Raw genomic sequence first — 18669 nt, forward strand, 5'->3', positions numbered from 1 at the left:
ACCGGCGCATGAACGCTCCCATCAATGTAGTACGGTACCCGCCGCATTGCCGAGCTTTTGCTCGCGAATCTGTAACGGATCGTGAGGGCTGCTCCCCGTGGGCCTACCCCATCCTCAGCAGATCACACGTAGCGCCTCGGGGACGGACAGGAAGTGCACTTTCTGGCGCTCGCCCAGGTAGTCCCCATCGAGCTGGAACGCCTGCGGGCGCGCGGCGACGACGGTGAACTCGTCCTGGTCGTGCAGCCGGAGAACATTGCGGCCATGCGGATCGGCGCGTCGCGAGGTCATCTGGGTAACTGTCCGTGTTGTACTGGCCACTCCTAGGCTACGAAGGGCCAGTACGTCAAGTCCCCGGTCGAACGATGCCTGCGGGTTGGGGTTGATCGGACGGTCCCCGACATAGGTCCAGGGGGCCGTGTTCTGGATGATGACCGTCCCCAGGTTCGTTTCCGGTTCCTCGCCCGGGCGTTCGATCGACAAGGGCGGCGCCTTGCGATCCTCACCCGAGATCACCTGACTGATGAGCGAGCGGAGATAAAGGGCAGGAGTGGACGTACGGCCGCGCAAACGCGCCTGTTCCACCCGCCGGGTCACCGCGGCGTCCAGACCCACTCCGGCCGTGAAGGTGAAGTAACGGTCGTCGGCCCGGCCGAGGCCGATCACCCGGTGCCGCCCGGACCGCAACCCGTCCAGGATCACGCCGGTGCCCTCGACCCAGTCGCGCGGCAGACCGAGCGCCCGCGCGAAGACGTTCGTGGAGCCGCCGGGCACGACCGCGAGCGCGGGTAACCGGTAGGCCGGCGACGTACCGCGGGAGGTGAGGCCGGGATCGGCGGTCATCAGCCCGTTGACGGCCTCGTTGATCGTGCCGTCGCCGCCCAGCGTGACCACCACGTCGACGCCGCTCTCCGCCGCCTTGCGCGCCAGCGCCGTCGCGTGACCGCGCTTGAGGGTGTACTCCACCGACAACTCGACCTGGCTGCGCAGCGCCCGGACCAGCACGTCCCGGCTGCGCTCACTCGTCGTGGTGGCCTTGGGGTTAACCACCAGTAACGCTCGCATGGGCGGCACTGTACCTCCCGAATCCCCGGCGAGCTGGCCGGTATCGTACAGCGGTGACCCCTCCGGATGTTCGATCTCCCGCGACTCTGGCCTGGGCGGTGCGCCTGCTCTTCGCCGAGAGTGCGGGGCTTGCGGTGCTCACGGCGTACCTTGTCTATCTGGATCTGACGGCAGAAGCCGGCAGCATCGCGGTGGCCATCTCGCTCACGGTGCTGGCCGCCATCGGCGCCGGCACCGTCTTCCTGGTCGCCCGCGCGCTGGCGCGGCGGTCCGCGCGAGCCCGGGGCCCGGCGATCGTGGTCCAGCTCTTCGTCATCGCGACCGGCGGGTTCCTGCTGCAGACAGGGCCGGCGTGGGCGGGGGTGGCGATGATGGTGCTCGGGGTGGGCGTCGCGGTGCTGTGCCTGCTGCCGCCGACGACTACCGCGCTGGGGCTCGACTGATGCCATCAGCCCTTCCCACCAGCGCGGAAAGGCCTACGCTGAGTGGGGCGGATCACAAGGGGGTGAGCGAGTGACCGGATCGACGGTGCGCCCGCCGGCATACCAGCTACTGGCCGACGAGCTCCGCGAGGAGATCACGTCGGGTCGGCTCCAGCCCGGCGAGCGCCTGCCACCGGAGCCGGAGCTGTGCGTGCGCTCGGGTGTGAGCCGCAGCACCGTACGCGAAGCCCTGCGCCTGCTCGCCAGCCAGCACCTGATCGTCACCACGCGCGGCGTGACGGGCGGCAGCTTCGTCGCCCACCCCGATGCCGAACAACTCTCCGAGGCGCTGTCCACAGGCCTGACGCTGCTCACCAACTCAGCCGAGGTAGGCCTCACCGACCTGCTCGAGCTCCGCCGAGCGGTGGAGATCCCCGCGGCGGGCCTGGCGGCACAGCGACGCACGGATGCACACCTGGTCGAGATGCGCGGCGCGATGTTCGACCCCGACCTGGACGAGCTCGAGACGATGCTGGCCGCGCATGCCGCGTTCCACGCGGCGGTGGTGTCGGCCACGTGCAACCCGCTGTTCGAGCTGGTGACCCGGCCGCTGTACCACGTCACGTACGGGGAAGACGTCGTGGAGACGCTGCCGGAGGGGTACTGGGCGCGGATCGACGCTGATCACCGGGATCTGCTGGTGTGCGTGCGGAACCGGGACGCGGCCGCGGCGATGGAGGTCGGGCGGCGACACCTGGACTACATCACCGAGGCCACGGCGCGCTGAGCGCTGGGCCGTTCAGGTTTTCTGAGCGCTGGGCAGTTCAGTTTTCGGTGCGGCGGGTCAGGAGCCTGATCGTGGCGTGCCGGCCGGTCGCTTCGGCGGAGGCGGACGTCGTCAGCGCTGTCAGCACCTTCCATGCGAACGACGACTCCGACGGCAGCCGGGCGCCCCGCACCGTCGCGACCGTGACCTCGACCGTGAGGGCGTCGTCGGTGACCGCGAAGCGGCACTCGAGGTCGGCGCCGCGGGTGGCGATCGCCAGCAGCATCGCGCACGCCTCGTCGACGGCGATGCGCAGGTCCTCGATCTCGTCGAGCGCGAAGTGCAGGCGGGCCGCGAGGCCTGCGGTGGCCGTTCGCAGCACACCGAGGTAGCCGCCGTCGGCGGGCACGGTGAGCAGAACGACGTCGTCACCGAACGCCGGCTCCGAATGCGTTGTCTGAAGCTGAGTCACCGACCCCATCCTCCCGATGGTCGAGACTCTAGCGCCTGACGGGCGACGCCCGCTCGGCGAGTCGGTGCAGCGCGGCGCCGGTCAGCCGGTAGGGAAGCCAGTTTTCGGAGGCAGAGGCCCCGATGGCGGCATAGAAGTCGGCTGCGGGATTCCAGTCGAGCATCACCCAGTCGAGGCGCCGGTATCCCCGCTCGACGCAGATCCGGGCGAGTTCGGCGAGGAGCGCGGCGCCCGCCCCGGAGCCGCGGTGGCCCGGCCGGACGTACAGGTCCTCGAGGTAGATCCCGTGGACCCCTTCCCAGGTGGAGAAGTTGAGGAACCACAGGGCCATGCCGTAAGGAGCGTCGTCCTGGTCGACAGCCACGTGAGCGAACAGGGCCGGCTGCGGCCCGAACAACGCTGCTGCCAGCTGAGCTTCGGTCAGGTGGCACGACTGCGGTTCACGCTCGAACTCGGCCAGCTCGTGAACCATGGAGACCATGGCCGGCACGTCCGGGGGGCGCGCCGGCCGGATCCGTGACGCCGACGGGACGCCGTGGGCGTCCCGTCGACCTCGTGGAGCCGCCTCGCGGATCATCGGGCGTCCGTCGCCGAGATGATCGGCATGTCCGCCCGGCCGCTCCGAAGGTGCGAGTGGCTCCGTCGTTTCGCTCACGCCTGCTTGGTCTCCCAGAAGATCTTCGAGATCTCCTCGATCTTCGCCAGCAGCTGCTCGCCCACGGCCGGGTCCATGGAGCCCTTGGCCCCGGAGGCGCCGGCGAGCTTGGTGGCCTCGTTGAACAGCTGGTTCAGGTTCGGGTACTTCTCGAAGTGCGGCGCCTTGAAGTAGTCCGTCCAGAGCACCCACAGGTGGTGCTTGACCAGGTCGGCCCGCTGCTCCTTGATCATGATGGCGCGAGTGCGGAACTCGGGGTCGGTGTTCGCCTGGTACTTCTCGGCGATGGCCTTCACCGACTCCGCCTCGATGCGAGCCTGAGCGGGGTCGTAGACCCCACAGGGCAGGTCGCAGTGCGCGCTGACCACAGTGCGCGGCGTGAAGATACGCGGAAGTCGCATCGGGACCCCTCCATGAGTTTGCGATGATCCGATCTGACACTACCCCTTACACGTACACGCATACTCCACGCGGGATTGATGCCATGAGGTTGCAACTGCCGCTCTTCGCCGTACTGGTGCAAGGGCCCTCCATGGCACCCACCCTGCGCTCGGGAGACGCCCTGATCGTCAGGCGGACGCGGCGCGTCCGGGAGGGCGACGTCGTGGTGGCGCGCTTCCGCTCCCGGCCCGACCTGCTCGTCGTGAAACGCGCGGTCCGTGCCCAGGACCAGGGATGGTGGCTACGAGGTGACAACGACTTCGTCACGGACGACTCGCGAGCGTACGGGGTGGCGGATGTCATCGGACGTGTGATGTTTCGCTACTGGCCTCGCCCGGGTCGGCTAAGTTAATGTCCAGTAACCACAGCACACCGAAGTCTTGTGGTTGCTTCACCGGGTGACCCCCGCATCGCACGTCGGTTCGCGCAGACTCGCGCATCAGGACCGGCTGGCACACCGACGTTCCGATGCGTTGTCTGGAGTCCCTGTGTCTTTCTTCAGTTTCGAGATCGATCCCGCGCTGGCCGCTGACCCCGTCTTCGACCTGCACAAGCGGGGCAAGATGGCCGTTGCCGCCACCGTCCCCCTGGCGAGCCGCGACGACCTGTCCCTGGCGTACACGCCGGGGGTGGCCCGGGTCTGCGAGGCGATCGCCGCCGACGAGGACCTGCACTACGACTACACGTGGACGGGCAACACCGTCGCGGTGGTGACGGACGGCTCCGCGGTCCTGGGCCTGGGCAACATCGGCCCGAAGGCCGCGATGCCGGTCATGGAGGGCAAGGCGGTGCTGTTCAAGCAGTTCGGCGGCGTCGACGCGGTGCCGATCTGCCTCGACACCCAGGACGTCGAGGGCATCATCGCCGTGGTGAAGGCCCTCGGCCCGTCGTTCGGCGGCATCAACCTCGAGGACATCAGCGCCCCGCGCTGCTTCGAGATCGAACGCCGCCTCGACGAGGCCCTGGACATCCCGGTCTTCCACGACGACCAGCACGGCACCGCGATCGTCGTGCTCGCCGCCCTGCGCAACGCCGTCGCCCTGCTCGGCCGCCGCTTCGCGGACCTGCGCGTCGTCATCAGCGGCGCCGGAGCAGCGGGCGTGGCCATCGCCGACACGCTGATCGCGGCGGGCATCGAGGGCGCCAACATGATCGTCTGCGACTCCCAGGGCATCATCCACGCCGACCGCCCGGGCCTGAGCGGCGTCAAGGAAGCGCTGGCGCAGGGAACGAACTACTCCGGGCGTACGGGAGGCATCAAGGAGGCGCTGATCGGCGCCGACGTCCTCATCGGGGTCTCCGGCGGCTCGATCCCCGAGACGGCGCTGGCCGGCATGGCCCCCGGAGCGATCATCTTCGCACTGGCCAACCCCACGCCCGAGGTCCCGCCGGCGATCGCCCACAAGTACGCGTCGATCGTGGCCACCGGCCGCAGCGACTTCCCCAACCAGATCAACAACGTGCTGGCGTTCCCGGGCATCTTCCGCGGAGCCCTGGACGCCCGCGCCACCCGCATCACGGAACGCATGAAGGTGGCCGCGGCGGAGGCGATCGCCGAGGTGATCTCGGACGATCTGCGGCCGGACCAGATCGTGCCGTCGGCGCTCGACCCCCGGGTCGCGCCGGCGGTGGCGGCAGCAGTTGCGCGGGCGGCCGAGCGTGACGGGGTCGCCCGGATGACGGGGGTGGCCGACTCGCCGGTCCCCACGTCGCCGATCCCGACGTCGTCGGCTCCGGTCCGGCCGGCGCCTGCGGTGACTTTGACGGGGTCCACCGTTCCGGCTCATTCCTGACGCCTCCTCGGCTTCTGCGGTTTCGTTCTCTCTTCCCGGTGGGCTTTGGGGCGGGGCGGCCGGTCCTTCGGGGCGGCCGCCCCGCTGTTGTCGGGCTGGCTGCCTCGCTGTTGTCGGGCTGGCTGCCTCGCTGGTGTCGGGCTGGCTGCCTCGCTGGTGTCGGGGCGGCTGCGAGCTGTTGGTGGTGAGCGGGTTGCTGATTGATTCTTGCGCCTGCGGGCCGGCGACCGGCGGTTATCCACAATGGGCGCTGTTGTACGTCCATCCGGGTCTCGACCTGCGCCCGCCTATCCACATTCGGTGCCTCGGCCGCTTATCCACAGCGGGAGCGTGGTGGGTGGCGTGGCCCCGAGCCGGTGACTAGCGTTCCTGGCATGCGCGCCGCCTACGCCAGTGCCACGAAACCGGACGAACCGCTCGCCGCCCTCACGGTCGGCGACCTGCCCGAGCCCTCACCGCCCGAGGGCTGGGTGACGGTCGACGTCCGCGCCAGCTCGCTCAACCACCATGAGATCTGGTCGTTGCGAGGGGTGGGCCTCCCGGCCGACCGGCTCCCGATGATCCTGGGCTGTGACGCGTCCGGGGTGGACGCTCAGGGCAACGAGGTCGTCGTCTACCCCGTCATCCAGGACCCGCAGGATCCCCGCGGCTTCTCGTTGCTGTCCGAGCGCTGGCCGGGCACGCTGGCCGAGCGCGTGGCCGTTCCGGCGGAGAACCTGGTGCCCAAGCCGGCGGGCATCTCGTTTCTGGATGCGGCGTGCCTGCCGACAGCGTGGCTGACGGCGTACCACATGCTCACCGCCCGCGGCCGCGTCGCCGATGCGGAAGCGGTCCTGGTCCAGGGAGCGGGCGGCGGCGTGGCCACCGCCGCGGTCGTGCTGGCAACAGCCCTGGGCAAACGCGTGTACGCGACCAGCCGAGACGCCGCCAAGCGGGACAAGATCGCCGAGCTGGGCGCGACAGCGGTGGAGCCGGGCGCCCGGCTCCCGGAACGCGTCCAAGTGGTGATCGAGTCTGTCGGCGCACCCACCTTCGAGCACTCCCTGAAGTGCGCCGCCCCGGGCGCCCGCATCGTGGTCTGCGGTGCAACCGGCGGCCCGTTCCCGAAGGTCGATCTCCGTCGCGTCTTCATGATGCAACTCGAAATTCTGGGCAGCACGATGGGAACGGCCGACGAGCTCGCAGGCCTGCTCGAGCTGTGCGTCAGCAAGAACATCCGCCCCGTCATCGACTCGACGTACGGCTTCTCGGCGGTGTCGGACGCGTTCGCCCGGCTGAACTCGGGGGAGGTGTTCGGCAAGGTAGCCATCGATCACCTGCACTGACGCCGGCGCCGGGCCGCAGCATCATGCGGCTTGTCGGTCGAGCCCAGGGGCGTCGCCGACGGTGATCGACGACAGACGTTCGCCTGCTGCCGCCTCCGGTGGGCGCCGGCGCCGGCCATCCAAAGTGCCGCTGCCTCCCTTAGCGCGGCCGTCCGGTCTGCCGGCCTTGGTCGCCAGCGCTGGACGGATCCGCATCCGAGGTCAGAGGCGGTCCGTCAGGTTTCTGGTCGCGGCAAGGCGCTTCCCGGCAGCCGCGTCGTCGTAGAGCGACCAGCGCCAGAAGTCAGTCGTCGTCGCGGCCACGATCGAGAAGTCCTTGCCGGCCCGCGTGGTGTGCCCGCCCTGCGGCAGTGTCAGCATCGCCTTCGGCCACGGTATGGCCTCGAAGGCGGCCAGCCCGTCGGCGTACTGCACTGTTCGGTCGAGCTTGCCGTGCACGAACAGCACCGGCGTCTCCGGCCCCGAGAACGGTGAAGGCAGCACCTGCCGCCCGGCGAGCACGACGGCGGCCTTCAGGCGATTGTCGCGGTTGCCGGAGAGCATGCCGAGCGTGGTGATGCCGCCGCCCGAGTGCCCGGCCGCGGCCACGTGGTTCTCGTCCAGCCGGTTCCCGAGGGGGTCGCCGCTCCTGCCGTTGAGGGCGAGGACTTTGGTGAGGACGTACGAGGCGTCAGCGGGCTGGTTGACCAGGTCGAGCACGTTGAAGTCCGAAACGCCGTGGGAAGTGTGCGGGTAGGCGGCGCCGGCGACGACGAAGCCGGCTCGGGCCCAGCGCTTCAGGAGGGAGGCGTAGTCGCTCGGCTGGCTGGTCAGGCCATGACTGAAGACGATGACCGGGAACGGCCCGTCGCCGTCCGCCGGATACCAGACCGTCGTCGGCAGCGGCCGGTCCTTGCCCCGGGTGAGCTTCAATTTCCGTACGGCGACAGCGAACGTCCGCTCCGGCGCCCCACCCGCCGGATCAGGGGCCGCCGCGTCAGAAGTGCTGGACGGTTTGGGACGGATCGGTGCCGAGATGCCCGGCGCCGCGGACGGTTCGTCGGCGTCGTCCGTGTGGGACGAACACGAGCTGAGAAGTCCGACGACGGTCACGGCGGCGCTCAAGAATGCAACCGCCCGGCGTCTCACCCGCCCATTGTGCCCGCGCTTGCGGACCCTCGTCCGGTGATCGTCGCTGACGCCGACGTCCGGAGCCGCGCCCGGCGCGAACGGATGGGGTGCCGAGCTTGCGGCGATGCCACCCCGTTGGCACGGGCCCGGTTGGCTGCAGCGGTGGTCGGCGACGCGCTCGGCGCGCTGCACGAGGCCGGGCGACCGCAGCGCTCCGTCCGGCCGAGGGTCGGTGGTAGCCGTACTGTCGGATGGCCGGGCGGGTGCGATGGCAGACGCCGACGAACTCGCCGATCACGTTCGGTTGACGATCTGCTTTCACGGCGTTAGCGAGGCCGTCGAAGGTGCGGCTCGGGACCGTCAATGTGTGCTGCCGGACACTCCCACGGATGGGTGAATCTGGCGTTACCCTCACGAACGCCCTGGTGAGGGCCCACTGGGCCTGGATCGGAGGCCTACGCCTTCGCTATGGTCGTCCGCATGTCTGACAACAGCGTCGACCCGAGCGGCAACACCGAGGCCTTCCGTGCCTTCACGCAGAAAGCCCCCGAGGAGCCTGCGGCAGCCTCGAAGACCCCGCTGATCGTCGGCGGCGCTGTGGTCGCGGTCGTACTGATCGCGCTCATCGCCTGGCTCGCCCTCGGCTGACGCGAGAGCCTCGCGGTAGGGGCCCGACCGCGGTGGCCCACGGCCGAGCGCTGCACAGTCGCGGCTCGGTTCACCTCGGGCGTCCGCGTGAGCGGGCATCCTCAGAGATGTGCGCCGTCCGGCTCGAGGGCGTTTCTGGCCTGTTCGGCGATCTCGAGCTCCTCGTCCGTCGGGACCACGCAGACCCGCACCTTCGAGCCGTCCGCGGAGATGACGGGGTCGCCGCGCTGGTTGCGGGTCTCGTCGATCTCGATGCCCAGTGCGGACAGGCCCTTCAGGGCCTCGGCGCGGACGGCGGGGGAGTTCTCGCCCACGCCTGCGGTGAAGGTGATCGCGTCTGCGCGGCCCAGGACGGCGAGGTACGAGCCCACATACTCCCTCAGGCGGCGGCAGTACACGTCGAAGGCCAGGGTGGCTGCGGGGTCGCCGGCCGCGCGCCGGCGTTGGACTTCTCGCATGTCGTTCGCGTCGGCCATGCCTTGGAGGCCGGCGTTGCGGGTGAGGGAGTGTTCGATCTCTTCGATCGGCAGGCCGGCAACTCGGTGCAGGTGGAAGATCACCGTGGGGTCGATGTCGCCGCAGCGGGTGCCCATGACCAGGCCGGACAGGGGTGACATGCCCATGGATGTGGCTACGCTGCGACCGCCTTGGACGGCGCATACGCTGGCGCCGTTGCCGAGGTGCAGGGTGATCACGTTGGCCTGGTCGGAGGGTAGGCCCAGGAGCTCCGCGGTTCGGCGCGCGACGTACGCGTGAGATGTGCCGTGGAATCCGTAGCGCCGGATCTGCCAGCGTGCGGCCAGCTCCGTGTCGATGGCGTAGGTGACGCCGTCCGGGGCGATGCTCTGGTGGAAGGCCGTGTCGAAGACCGCGACCTGGGGGATGTCCGGCAGCAGCTTGCGGGCGACGGCGATGCCGCTCAGCGCGGAGGGGTTGTGCAGGGGCGCCAGTGGCACCAGGCCTTCGACCGCCGCTACCACCTCGTCGTCGATCACGGTCGGGGCGCTGAACAGGCTGCCGCCGTGCACGACGCGATGGCCGACCGCCCGCAGGCCGGACAGGTCGACCGATCCCATCACCTGCTGCAGCGCCGCGGTGTGGTCCGCAGCGCCGCCGCCCGGCTCGCCGATCCGCTCGATCAACCCCTTGGCCAAGGTCACGAACGTCCACGAGGCCGGCCCGGTCGAGGTGGCGTCCGGGGCCCCTTGGAACAGGCGATACTTGACGGAGGACGAGCCACAGTTCAGGACCAGGATCTTCATGACCGTGCCTGGATCGCCGTGATGGCCACTGTGTTCACGATGTCCTTCACCGTCGCACCGCGGGAGAGGTCGTTCACCGGGCGGCGGAGGCCCTGCATGACCGGGCCCACGGCGACCGCGTTCGCCGAGCGTTGGACCGCCTTGTACGTGTTGTTGCCGGTGTTCAGGTCCGGGAAGACGAAGACCGTGGCCTTGCCTGCCACCGGACTGTCCGGGAGCTTGGTGGCCGCTACGGCCGGGTCGATCGCGGCGTCGTACTGGATCGGGCCTTCCACTGGCAGGTCGGGACGGCGGTCGCGGACCAGGGCGGTGGCGGCCGCGACCTTTTCGACGTCGGCGCCCGCGCCTGAGCTGCCGGTGGAGTAGGACAGCATCGCGACTCTGGGTTCTATGCCGAAGGCTGCTGCGGTCTGTGCCGAGGAGAGGGCGATGTCGGCCAGCTGGGCGGCGTCCGGGTCGGGGTTGACGGCGCAGTCGCCGTACACGAGGACGCGGTCGGCGAGGAGCATGAAGAAGACGCTCGACGCGACCGACACCTCGGGGACCGTTTTGATGATCTCGAAGGCCGGGCGGATGGTGGCGGCGGTGGTGTGGGTGGCGCCGGAGACCATGCCGTCGGCGAGGCCCGCAGCGACCATCATGGTGCCGAAGTAGTTGACGTCGCGGACCACGTCGTAGGCGAGGTCGAGGGTGACGGCCCGGTGTTTGCGCAGCTCCGCGTAGCGTTCGGCGAAGTCGTCGCGCCAGGTGCTGGTGGCCGGGTCGACCAGGCGGGCGGCCCCGATCTCCACGCCGAGCTCGCGGGCCCGCCGGGTGATCTCGGCCGGGTCGCCGAGCAAGGTGAGGTCGGCGACGCCGCGGCGCAGCAGGGTCTCGGTGGCGCGCAGGATGCGTTCCTCGGTGCCCTCCGGCAGGACGAGGTGCCGGCGGTCGGCGCGGGCGCGGTCGATGAGGTCGTTCTCGAACATCAGCGGGGTGACGCGGCTGGAGCGGGTGACGTCGAGCAGGCGGTTGAGCTCCGCGGTGTCGACGTGCTCCTCGAACGCGCCGAGCGCCGCCTCCACCTTGCGCGGGGTGCCGGTGCTGAGCCGGGCCTGGATCCGGCCGGCGGCGCTGATCGTGTGGTAGCTGTCGGTCTGCACGACGAGCATCGCGAGGCCGGTGTTGAGGCGCTCGATCACGCGGACGGCGCGCGGGTCGGGGAACTCGCCGATGGTCAGCACCAGGCCGGCCAGGGTGACGTTGCCGGCGGCGTGTGCGGCACTCGCGGCGACGAGCAGGTCGGCGCGGTCGCCGGGGGTGATCACCAGCGCCCCGTCGGTGAGGTGGTCGAGCACCGCGGGCACGTGAGCGGCCCCGACCACGTAGTCGAGCACGTCCCGGTCCAGGGCGGCCTCGCCGCCGGTCACGACGGTCGCGTCGAGCGCCGCGGCGACCTCGGCCACGGTCGGCGCCGCCACGGCCGGCACCTCGGGGATCGTCCAGACCGGCACGGGCAGGCCGTCCGGGGAGGGAACCCCGTCGGGCACCCGGTTGGCGATCACGGCCAGCACCGTCGCATTGAGATCGACGAGCGAGTGGTACGCCGAGCGCACGGCAGCACCGAGATCCGCCCGCCGCCCCTGCCCGCTGACCACCGGCACCACCACGCTGCCGAACTCGGTGGCGAGGCGGGCGTTGAAGGCCAGCTCCCGGGGCAGCTCGTCGTGGGTCTCGTCCTGCCCGTCGGAGAAGTCGCTGCCCACCACGACGACCGAGGCGCACTGCCGCTCGACGGCACGGTAGCGCTCGACGATGCGGGAGATCAGCTCTTCGCGGCGCCCGTCGGCGACCAGGGCGGTGGCCTCGGTCATCGTGACGCCGTAGGAGTCGTCGTAGCCGGCGGCCAGCGGGTAACGGCTGGTCAGCAGGGTGAGCAGCGGGTCCTTGCCGGCGCCCGGCAGCAGCGGCCGGAACACGCCGATCCGGGCGACCTGCCGGGACAGGAGCTCGACGAGCCCGAGCGCGACGGTTCCCTTGCCGACAGCCGGACCGAGCCCGGCGACGTAGACGCTGCTAGCCACAGGCTCAACCTACCGGCCTGGCCATGATCGTGCCGGGGGTCGGCCGACCCTGTGGACAAGGCCGGAAGTCCTAGCGCAGGTACCGTTCCGGGCCTTCCAGGAACCGCCGCCAGTGGGCGACGATCTCCAGCGACTCCCAGGTGGTCCGCCGGATCCCGGACGCGCTCAGCTCGAGGATCGTTGCGCCGGGCAGGGCGGTGAGCAGGGGTGAGTGGGTCGCCACGACGACCTGGGCGCCGTCGGAGCGCAGGTCGTCCAGGCGGGCGAGCAGTCCGAGCGTCGACGTGAAGGACAGCGGCGCCTCGGGTTCGTCCATCAGGTAGAAGCCGTAGCCGCGGAACTTGCGGGCCAGGAGCTCGAGGAAGCCCTCGCCGTGGCTGCGGTCGTGCAGGTCACCGTCCGGGGATCCCGGCAGGTTCTCCAGGTACGTGTAGAGCCCGTGCATGGTCTCGGCCCGCAGGAAGTACGCGTTCGCCCGCCGCCCGGGTGTGCGGACCACCTTCAACGCCTCTCCCAGCGGCGACTCGGTCACCCGGCTGCTGTGCCGGGCGTCGCGCGAGCCGCCCTCGGGGTTGAGGCCGTGGGCGACGGCGAGCGCCTCGATCAGGGTCGACTTCCCCGAGCCGTTCTCGCCGACGAGGAAGGTCACGCCGGCGGGGATGTTCAGGCCGTGCTCGAGCAGGGCCGCCACCGCCGGTATCCGGGCCCACCACGCGCTCCGGTCGATGAGAGCGTCCGGATCCAGCTCTACGCGCCTGATGGGACGCGCTTCACTCCTCATCGTCCTCGTCGTCGCGGGCGAGCCAGGTCGCGAAGCGCTCGATCGGGGTCTCGAACTCGGGGTTGACGTCCACGAACGTGCGCAGCTGTTCGGCCACCCACTCCAGCGTCACGGTCTCCCCGCCGCGCCGCTCGACCAGCTCTTCGATGCCTCGATCGGTGAAGTACATGGCTGGATCCTATGCAGCAGCGCCCCGCCGGAGACCGACGGGGCGCTGCGTCAGTTCACGATCAGGGGCGGGGAAGCGCCGCCTCGATCAGGGCGGACTGCTCGGCCTCGTGCAGCTTGGCCGAGCCGACCGCGGGGGCGGCCGCCGCCGGGCGGGAGATGCGGCGCAGCCGGACGCCCTCGAGGTGCTCCAGCAGGTTGAGGGCGACGAACGACCAGGCACCCTGGTTGGCCGGCTCCTCCTGCACCCAGGCGAAGTCCTCGGCCTCGGGGAACTGGTTGAGGACGGCCTTGAGCTCGTCGACCGGCAGCGGGTAGATCTGCTCCATCCGGATGATCGCCGTGTCGGTGTTGCCGCGCTCGGCGCGGGCCTGCAGGAGGTCGTAGTAGACCTTGCCGGAGCAGAGCAGGACGCGCTTGACGCCCGACGCCTCCAGCGGCGTGCCGTTGATGCCCGCGTCGCCCAGGACCGGCTGGAACGTGCCGCTGGTGAAGTCGGCGACCGACGACACGGCGAGCTTGTGGCGCAGCAGGGACTTGGGGGAGAAGACGACCAGCGGCTTGCGCTTGCTCGACAGGGCCTGGCGGCGCAGCAGGTGGAAGTAGTTGGCCGGGGTGGTCGGGTTGGCCACCCGCATGTTGTCCTGCGCGCACAGCTGCAGGAAGCGCTCGGGGCGGCCGGACGAGTGGTCCGGGCCCTGGCCCTCCTGGCCGTGCGGGAGGAGCAGCACCAGCGACGACTGCTGGCCCCACTTCACCTCGCCGGAGGAGATGAACTCGTCGACGATGGACTGGGCGCCGTTGACGAAGTCGCCGAACTGCGCCTCCCACAGGACCAGCGCGTCCGGGTTCTCCACCGAGTAGCCGTACTCGAAGCCCATCGCCGCGTACTCGCTGAGCAGCGAGTCGTGGACGAAGAAGCGGGCGTTGCCGGTGGCCAGCGTGGACAGCGGCAGGAAGTCGTCGCCGGTCTTGGCGTCGACGATGGAGGCGTGCCGCGACGTGAAGGTGCCGCGGCGCGAGTCCTGGCCGGCCAGCCGGACGGTGACGCCCTGGCTGAGCAGCGAGCCGAACGCGATCAGCTCGCCGAAGCCCCAGTCGATGCCGCCGTCGGTGGCCATCTTGGCGCGCCGCTCGAGCAGCTGCTGGACGCGCTTGTGCGGCGTGAAGCCCTCCGGCAGGTCGACGTGCGCCTGCCCGACGGACTTGACGACGGCCGCGTCGACCGCGGTGTCGACTCGGGGATCCGGCTCCTCGGCCGGGGTGGGGCGCACCCGCGGGGGCGAACCCGCCGAGTCGCGGGTCGCCTTGAAGACCTGCTCGAGCTGCGTCTGGTAGTCGCGCAGCTGTTCCTGGGCGTCGTCCACGGTGATGTCGCCGCGGCCGATCAGCTCCTCGGTGTACAGCTTGCGGACGGAGCGCTTGGTGTCGATGATCTGGTACATCCGCGGGTTGGTCATCGACGGGTCGTCGCCCTCGTTGTGGCCGCGGCGGCGGTAGCAGACGAGGTCGATGACGACGTCCTTGTTGAACGCCTGGCGGTACTCGAAGGCGAGCTTGGCCACCCGTACGACGGCCTCGGGGTCGTCGCCGTTCACGTGGAAGATCGGCGCCTGGATCATGCGCGCCACGTCGGTCGAGTAGAGGGACGAGCGGCTGTACTCCGGGGCGGTGGTGAAGCCGACCTGGTTGTTGACCACCACGTGGACGGTGCCGCCGGTGCGGTAGCCACGCAGCTGCGACAGGTTGAGCGTCTCCGCCACCACGCCCTGACCGGCGAACGCGGCGTCGCCGTGGACCAGGACCGGCAGCACCGTGTAGCCGTGCAGGCCGAGGTCGAGGCGGTCCTGCTTGGCGCGGACGATGCCCTCGAGTACGGGGTCGACGGCCTCGAGATGGGACGGGTTGGCCACCACGCTGACGGTCGTGGAGTTCTCGCCGTCGGGCGTCGTGTACTTGCCCGTCTGGCCGAGGTGGTACTTCACGTCGCCCGAGCCGTGCGCCGACCGCGGGTCCATCTGGCCTTCGAACTCGTTGAAGATCTTCTCGTACGGCTTGCCGACGATGTTCGCGAGCACGTTGAGCCGGCCGCGGTGGGCCATGCCGATGACCATCTCGTCGAGGCCGGCCTCGGCCGAGGACTGCAGGACGGCGTCGAGCAGCGGGATCAGCGACTCGCCGCCCTCGAGGGAGAAGCGCTTCTGGCCGACGTACTTGGTCTGCAGGAAGGTCTCGAACGCCTCGGCGGCGTTGAGCCGGTTGAGCACGTGCTTCTGCTCGTCCTGGTCCGGCTTCGTGTACTTGATCTCGATCCGGTCCTGGATCCAGCGCCGCTCCTCGGGGCCCTGGATGTGCATGTACTCGATGCCGACCCGGCGGCAGTAGGTGTCGCGCAGCACGCCGAGCACGTCGCGCAGCTTCATCTTCTGCTTGCCGGCGAAGCCGCCGACCGGGAAGGTCCGGTCCAGGTCCCAGAGGGTCAGGCCGTGCTGCAGCACGTCCAGGTCCGGGTGCCGCCGGATCTTGAACTCCAGCGGGTCGGTGTCGGCCATCAGGTGGCCGCGGACCCGGTACGCGTGGATGAGCTCGACGACCCGGGCGGCCTTGTCGATCTGCCCCTCGGAGGTACGGGCGACGTCGCGCACCCACCGCACCGGCTCGTACGGGATCCGCAGCGAGGTGAAGATGTCGTCGTAGAACGAGTGCTCGCCGAGCAGGAACTCGTGCATGGACTTGAGGAACTCGCCAGACTGCGCGCCCTGGATGACCCGGTGGTCGTAGGTGCTGGTCAGCGTGGTGACCTTGCTGACGCCGTGGTCGGAGAGGGTCTCGTCGGACATGCCGGAGTACGGCGCGGGGTACTCCATCGCGCCGACGCCGATGATGGCGCTCTGGCCGGTCATCAGGCGCGGGATCGAGTGCACCGTGCCGATGCCGCCCGGGTTGGTGAGCGAGATCGTCGTGCCGGCGTAGTCGTCCATGGTCAGCTCGTTGCGGCGGGCGCGCCGGACCACGTCCTCGTACGCCTGCCAGAACTGCCGGAAGTCCATCTGCTCGCAGTTCTTGATGGACGGCACGACGAGCGAGCGCGAGCCGTCCTTCTTCGCGAGGTCGATGGCGATGCCGAGGTTGATGTGCTCGGGCTGCACCAGCGCGGGCTTGCCGTCGATCTCGGCGAAGGAGTTGTTCATCTCCGGGTGCGCCATGACGGAGCGGACCAGCGCCCACCCGATGAGGTGGGTGAAGCTGACCTTGCCGCCGCGGCCCCGCGCGAGGTGGTTGTTGACCACGATGCGGTTGTCGACCAGCAGCTTGGCCGGGACGGCGCGCACCGAGGTGGCGGTCGGCACCTCGAGCGAGGCGTCCATGTTCTGCACGATGCGGGCGGCGACGCCGCGCAGCGTGGTGACCTTCGCGCCGGCCGGGGTCTTGCCGTTGGCGGCGGCCTTGGCGGGCGCCGGGGCGGGCTGCGCGGCGGGGGCCGGGGTGGCGGCCGGCTGGGCCGCCGGAGCGGGCGTGGCCGGGACGGTCGGCTTGACGGGCGCGACGGTCGAGGCGGCGGGAGCATCGGTGCCGGCCTTCTCGGCGGTGGCCTTCGCGTTGGCGGCCGTGGCCTCGTCGGGCGTCACGATCGAGCCCGTGGCCGTGGCCGGCTTGTAGTCGGCGAAGAAGTCGTGCCAGGCGGGGTCGACGCTGGTGGGGTCGGCCAGGTAGCGCTGGTACATCTCGTCGACGATCCACTCGTTGGGACCGAAGTCCGCGAGTGGATTCTCATGCGAAGTCTGCTGGGTCGACACTTCCGTGTTCGCCTCTTTCACCATGTTGTCAGCACGCGACGTTCGTCACAGGGGACGAAGGATTCGGCGTCAAGGCTACGCCGTGGGATCGGCGTAGCCATGCGCACGTCCGGACTGTGACTAACGGATGAGGCTCAAGAGAGATGTGTCACCTGATGGATCGTCAGGTGATGTCCCGTTTCTTCGTGATCAAGGTCCCGAGGCCGCCCGCCACCACCGCGTAGCCGATGAGCACCACGGCACCCACCCAGCGCGGCGGGTTACCCGGCAGCTCGGTGCCGGAGATCATCAGCTGCGACGCCGCCGTCGGGATCAGGACCTGCAGTTTCTCGAACCACCGGGCGACGTGCTCGCTGAGCAGGTAGAAGACCAGCCCGACCGCCGAGGTGCCCACCGTGTAGAGGATGGCGAGGGTCAGCGTCGCCGCGATCTGGCTGCGGATCAGCACGCCGGCCCCGACGCCCAGGACCGCCCAGAGCACGAACGCCAGCGCGTTCAGCCCGATCGCCCGCCACACCGCCGGCTCGCCGAGCTGGACGCCGAAGTCCAGGGCGCTCAGGATGATCGGGGCGAACACCAGGTTGAACAGGGTGGTGAGCGCCCAGACCACCAGGCCGACGACGATCGCGGCCGCGAACTTGGCCAGGATGACCGCCTCGCGCCGCGGCGTCACCAGGAACGTGGTGGTGGCCGTCAGGTGGAAGAACTCGCTGGTCACGATGATGGCGCAGAGCAGCAGGACGATCAGTACGCCCATGAACTGGCCGCTCGTGTACAGGTTGGTCGCCACGTTGATCGGCTGCAGGGCGGCGTCGATCTGCGCCTGCTGCGAGTCGGGAGCCCCGGTCTCCCCGGCGGGCACCGTGGCGGACGCCCAGTTGAGCAGCAGGCTGGCCGCGTACAGCGGGATGAGGATCAGGCCCATGATCCACCACAGCGAGGTGGTGCGGATCTTGAAGAGCTCGGCTCGGACCAGGTTCATCGGATGCCCGCCTTTCCGGCCGTCAGCTGCAGGAACGCCTGCTCGAGGTCGCCGCGTTCGCCGGTCAGCTCGTGCAGCTCGACCGAGGCGGTGAAGGCGGCGTGCCCGATCGCGGCCGGTTCGGCGCCGCTGACCAGCAGCGACCCGTCGGGCTGCGGCGTCGCGACGGCGTTCAGCGCGTCCAGCGCGGCGATCAGCTTCTCCGGGTGCGGCGTCCGGACCCGGACCTGGGCCGCGCCCATCGCGCCGAGCACGTCGTCGACCGGTCCCTGGCGGACCAGCCGGCCGGCGGCCACGATCACGACGTCGTCGGCGAGCTGCTGCATCTCGCCCAGCAGGTGGCTGGAGACCAGCACCGTGCGTCCCTCGCCGGCGAGCGCCTTGAGCAGGTCGCGCATCCAGCGGATGCCTTCCGGGTCGAGCCCGTTGGCGGGCTCGTCGAGGATCAGCACGCGCGGGTCTCCCAGCATCGCCGCGGCGATGCCCAGCCGCTGCTTCATGCCCAGCGAGTAGCCCTTGAACTTCCGGTTCCCCGCCGGCGTCAGCCCGACGATGGCGAGGGCCTCGTCGGCCCGGGTGTCCGGCAGGCCCGCCGCGCGGCAGATCATCCGCAGGTGGTTGCGCCCGGTGCGGCCGCGGTGCGCGCTGGACGCCTCGAGGACGGCACCCACCGTGCGGATCGGGTCGGGCAGCTCTGTATACCGGTGGCCGCCGAGCGTCGCGGTGCCGGCGGTCGGGGTGACGAGGCCGAGCAGCATGCGCAGCGTGGTGGTCTTGCCGGCGCCGTTGGGGCCGAGAAAGCCCGTCACCCGCCCCGGGCGCACGGTGAAGGAGAGGTCGTCGACCGCTCGCAGTTGCTTGTAGTGCTTCGTGAGGTGGGAGACCACGATCTCCCCTGACCCGGCCGTCAACGCTCACT

The 18669-nt window shown here is 70.2% G+C and carries 18 protein-coding genes; 6 read left to right on the forward strand and 12 right to left on the reverse strand.

Annotated elements, in window-relative coordinates:
• Positions 1-114: 114 nt before the first annotated feature.
• On the reverse strand, positions 115-1065 hold the full coding sequence (locus tag AB0J80_RS29835) for a diacylglycerol kinase family protein (RefSeq protein ID WP_364711731.1): 951 nt from the start codon (positions 1063-1065) through the stop codon (positions 115-117).
• A gap of 53 nt (positions 1066-1118) precedes the next feature.
• On the opposite strand from AB0J80_RS29835, the gene AB0J80_RS29840 reads away from it, so the two are divergent.
• Both AB0J80_RS29840 and AB0J80_RS29845 read left to right on the forward strand, forming a co-directional pair.
• On the forward strand, positions 1119-1508 hold the full coding sequence (locus AB0J80_RS29840; protein WP_364711427.1) for a hypothetical protein: 390 nt from the start codon (positions 1119-1121) through the stop codon (positions 1506-1508).
• Positions 1509-1578: 70 nt separating this feature from the next.
• Positions 1579-2274, forward strand: coding sequence for a GntR family transcriptional regulator (locus AB0J80_RS29845; protein ID WP_364711430.1), 696 nt, complete (start codon positions 1579-1581; stop codon positions 2272-2274).
• 37 nt (positions 2275-2311) lie between these two features.
• Here AB0J80_RS29845 and AB0J80_RS29850 read toward each other — a convergent pair whose 3' ends face one another.
• The 3 genes from AB0J80_RS29850 to sodN all read right to left on the reverse strand — a co-directional run bounded on the left by AB0J80_RS29850 (position 2312) and on the right by sodN (position 3781).
• Positions 2312-2725, reverse strand: coding sequence for an ATP-binding protein (locus AB0J80_RS29850; protein WP_364711433.1), 414 nt, complete (start codon positions 2723-2725; stop codon positions 2312-2314).
• Positions 2726-2753: 28 nt separating this feature from the next.
• Positions 2754-3206: a GNAT family N-acetyltransferase gene (locus AB0J80_RS29855; protein WP_364711436.1), complete on the reverse strand. Its 453-nt coding sequence runs from the start codon at positions 3204-3206 to the stop codon at positions 2754-2756.
• Between the two features lie 170 nt (positions 3207-3376).
• The gene (gene sodN / locus AB0J80_RS29860) at positions 3377-3781 is read right to left on the reverse strand and encodes a superoxide dismutase, Ni (protein WP_364711438.1); all 405 of its coding nucleotides are present in this window, start codon (positions 3779-3781) and stop codon (positions 3377-3379) included.
• 83 nt (positions 3782-3864) lie between these two features.
• On the opposite strand from sodN, the gene AB0J80_RS29865 reads away from it, so the two are divergent.
• The 3 genes from AB0J80_RS29865 to AB0J80_RS29875 all read left to right on the forward strand — a co-directional run bounded on the left by AB0J80_RS29865 (position 3865) and on the right by AB0J80_RS29875 (position 6939).
• Entirely contained in the window at positions 3865-4173 is a 309-nt protein-coding gene (locus AB0J80_RS29865) for a S26 family signal peptidase (RefSeq protein WP_364711441.1), read from the forward strand.
• A gap of 211 nt (positions 4174-4384) precedes the next feature.
• Positions 4385-5614, forward strand: a complete 1230-nt coding sequence (locus AB0J80_RS29870) for an NADP-dependent malic enzyme (RefSeq protein ID WP_364711732.1) — start codon at positions 4385-4387, stop codon at positions 5612-5614.
• Between the two features lie 374 nt (positions 5615-5988).
• The gene (locus AB0J80_RS29875) at positions 5989-6939 is read left to right on the forward strand and encodes a zinc-binding dehydrogenase (RefSeq protein ID WP_364711443.1); all 951 of its coding nucleotides are present in this window, start codon (positions 5989-5991) and stop codon (positions 6937-6939) included.
• A gap of 201 nt (positions 6940-7140) precedes the next feature.
• Here the strand turns inward: AB0J80_RS29875 and AB0J80_RS29880 are convergent, their stop codons facing one another.
• Positions 7141-7851, reverse strand: a complete 711-nt coding sequence (locus AB0J80_RS29880; protein ID WP_364711446.1) for a chlorophyllase — start codon at positions 7849-7851, stop codon at positions 7141-7143.
• Between the two features lie 678 nt (positions 7852-8529).
• Here AB0J80_RS29880 and AB0J80_RS29885 point away from each other — a divergent pair.
• Positions 8530-8697: a hypothetical protein gene (locus tag AB0J80_RS29885; protein ID WP_364711448.1), complete on the forward strand. Its 168-nt coding sequence runs from the start codon at positions 8530-8532 to the stop codon at positions 8695-8697.
• 101 nt (positions 8698-8798) lie between these two features.
• On the opposite strand, the gene AB0J80_RS29890 is transcribed toward AB0J80_RS29885, so the two are convergent.
• The 7 genes from AB0J80_RS29890 to AB0J80_RS29920 all read right to left on the reverse strand — a co-directional run bounded on the left by AB0J80_RS29890 (position 8799) and on the right by AB0J80_RS29920 (position 18661).
• Entirely contained in the window at positions 8799-9959 is a 1161-nt protein-coding gene (locus AB0J80_RS29890; protein WP_364711451.1) for an acetate kinase, read from the reverse strand.
• Complete coding sequence (gene pta, locus AB0J80_RS29895; protein WP_364711454.1) at positions 9956-12022, reverse strand: phosphate acetyltransferase; 2067 nt, start codon at positions 12020-12022, stop codon at positions 9956-9958. Before pta ends, AB0J80_RS29890 begins: the two co-directional genes overlap by 4 nt.
• 70 nt (positions 12023-12092) lie before the next feature.
• Positions 12093-12803 (reverse strand): AAA family ATPase, encoded by a 711-nt coding sequence (locus AB0J80_RS29900; protein WP_364711457.1) that lies wholly within the window; start codon positions 12801-12803, stop codon positions 12093-12095.
• Positions 12793-12972: a DUF6104 family protein gene (locus tag AB0J80_RS29905; protein ID WP_106125947.1), complete on the reverse strand. Its 180-nt coding sequence runs from the start codon at positions 12970-12972 to the stop codon at positions 12793-12795. The genes AB0J80_RS29900 and AB0J80_RS29905 overlap by 11 nt, the downstream gene beginning before the upstream one ends.
• Positions 12973-13033: 61 nt before the next feature.
• The gene (locus AB0J80_RS29910; protein ID WP_364711735.1) at positions 13034-16768 is read right to left on the reverse strand and encodes a multifunctional oxoglutarate decarboxylase/oxoglutarate dehydrogenase thiamine pyrophosphate-binding subunit/dihydrolipoyllysine-residue succinyltransferase subunit; all 3735 of its coding nucleotides are present in this window, start codon (positions 16766-16768) and stop codon (positions 13034-13036) included.
• Positions 16769-16931: 163 nt separating this feature from the next.
• The gene (locus AB0J80_RS29915; RefSeq protein WP_364711460.1) at positions 16932-17750 is read right to left on the reverse strand and encodes an ABC transporter permease; all 819 of its coding nucleotides are present in this window, start codon (positions 17748-17750) and stop codon (positions 16932-16934) included.
• Positions 17747-18661, reverse strand: a complete 915-nt coding sequence (locus AB0J80_RS29920; protein WP_364711463.1) for an ATP-binding cassette domain-containing protein — start codon at positions 18659-18661, stop codon at positions 17747-17749. Before AB0J80_RS29920 ends, AB0J80_RS29915 begins: the two co-directional genes overlap by 4 nt.
• Positions 18662-18669: the final 8 nt, after the last annotated feature.

Origin of the sequence: Actinoplanes sp. NPDC049548 (genome assembly GCF_040676695.1) — a bacterium.
Classification (GTDB): Bacteria; Actinomycetota; Actinomycetes; order Mycobacteriales; family Micromonosporaceae; genus Actinoplanes.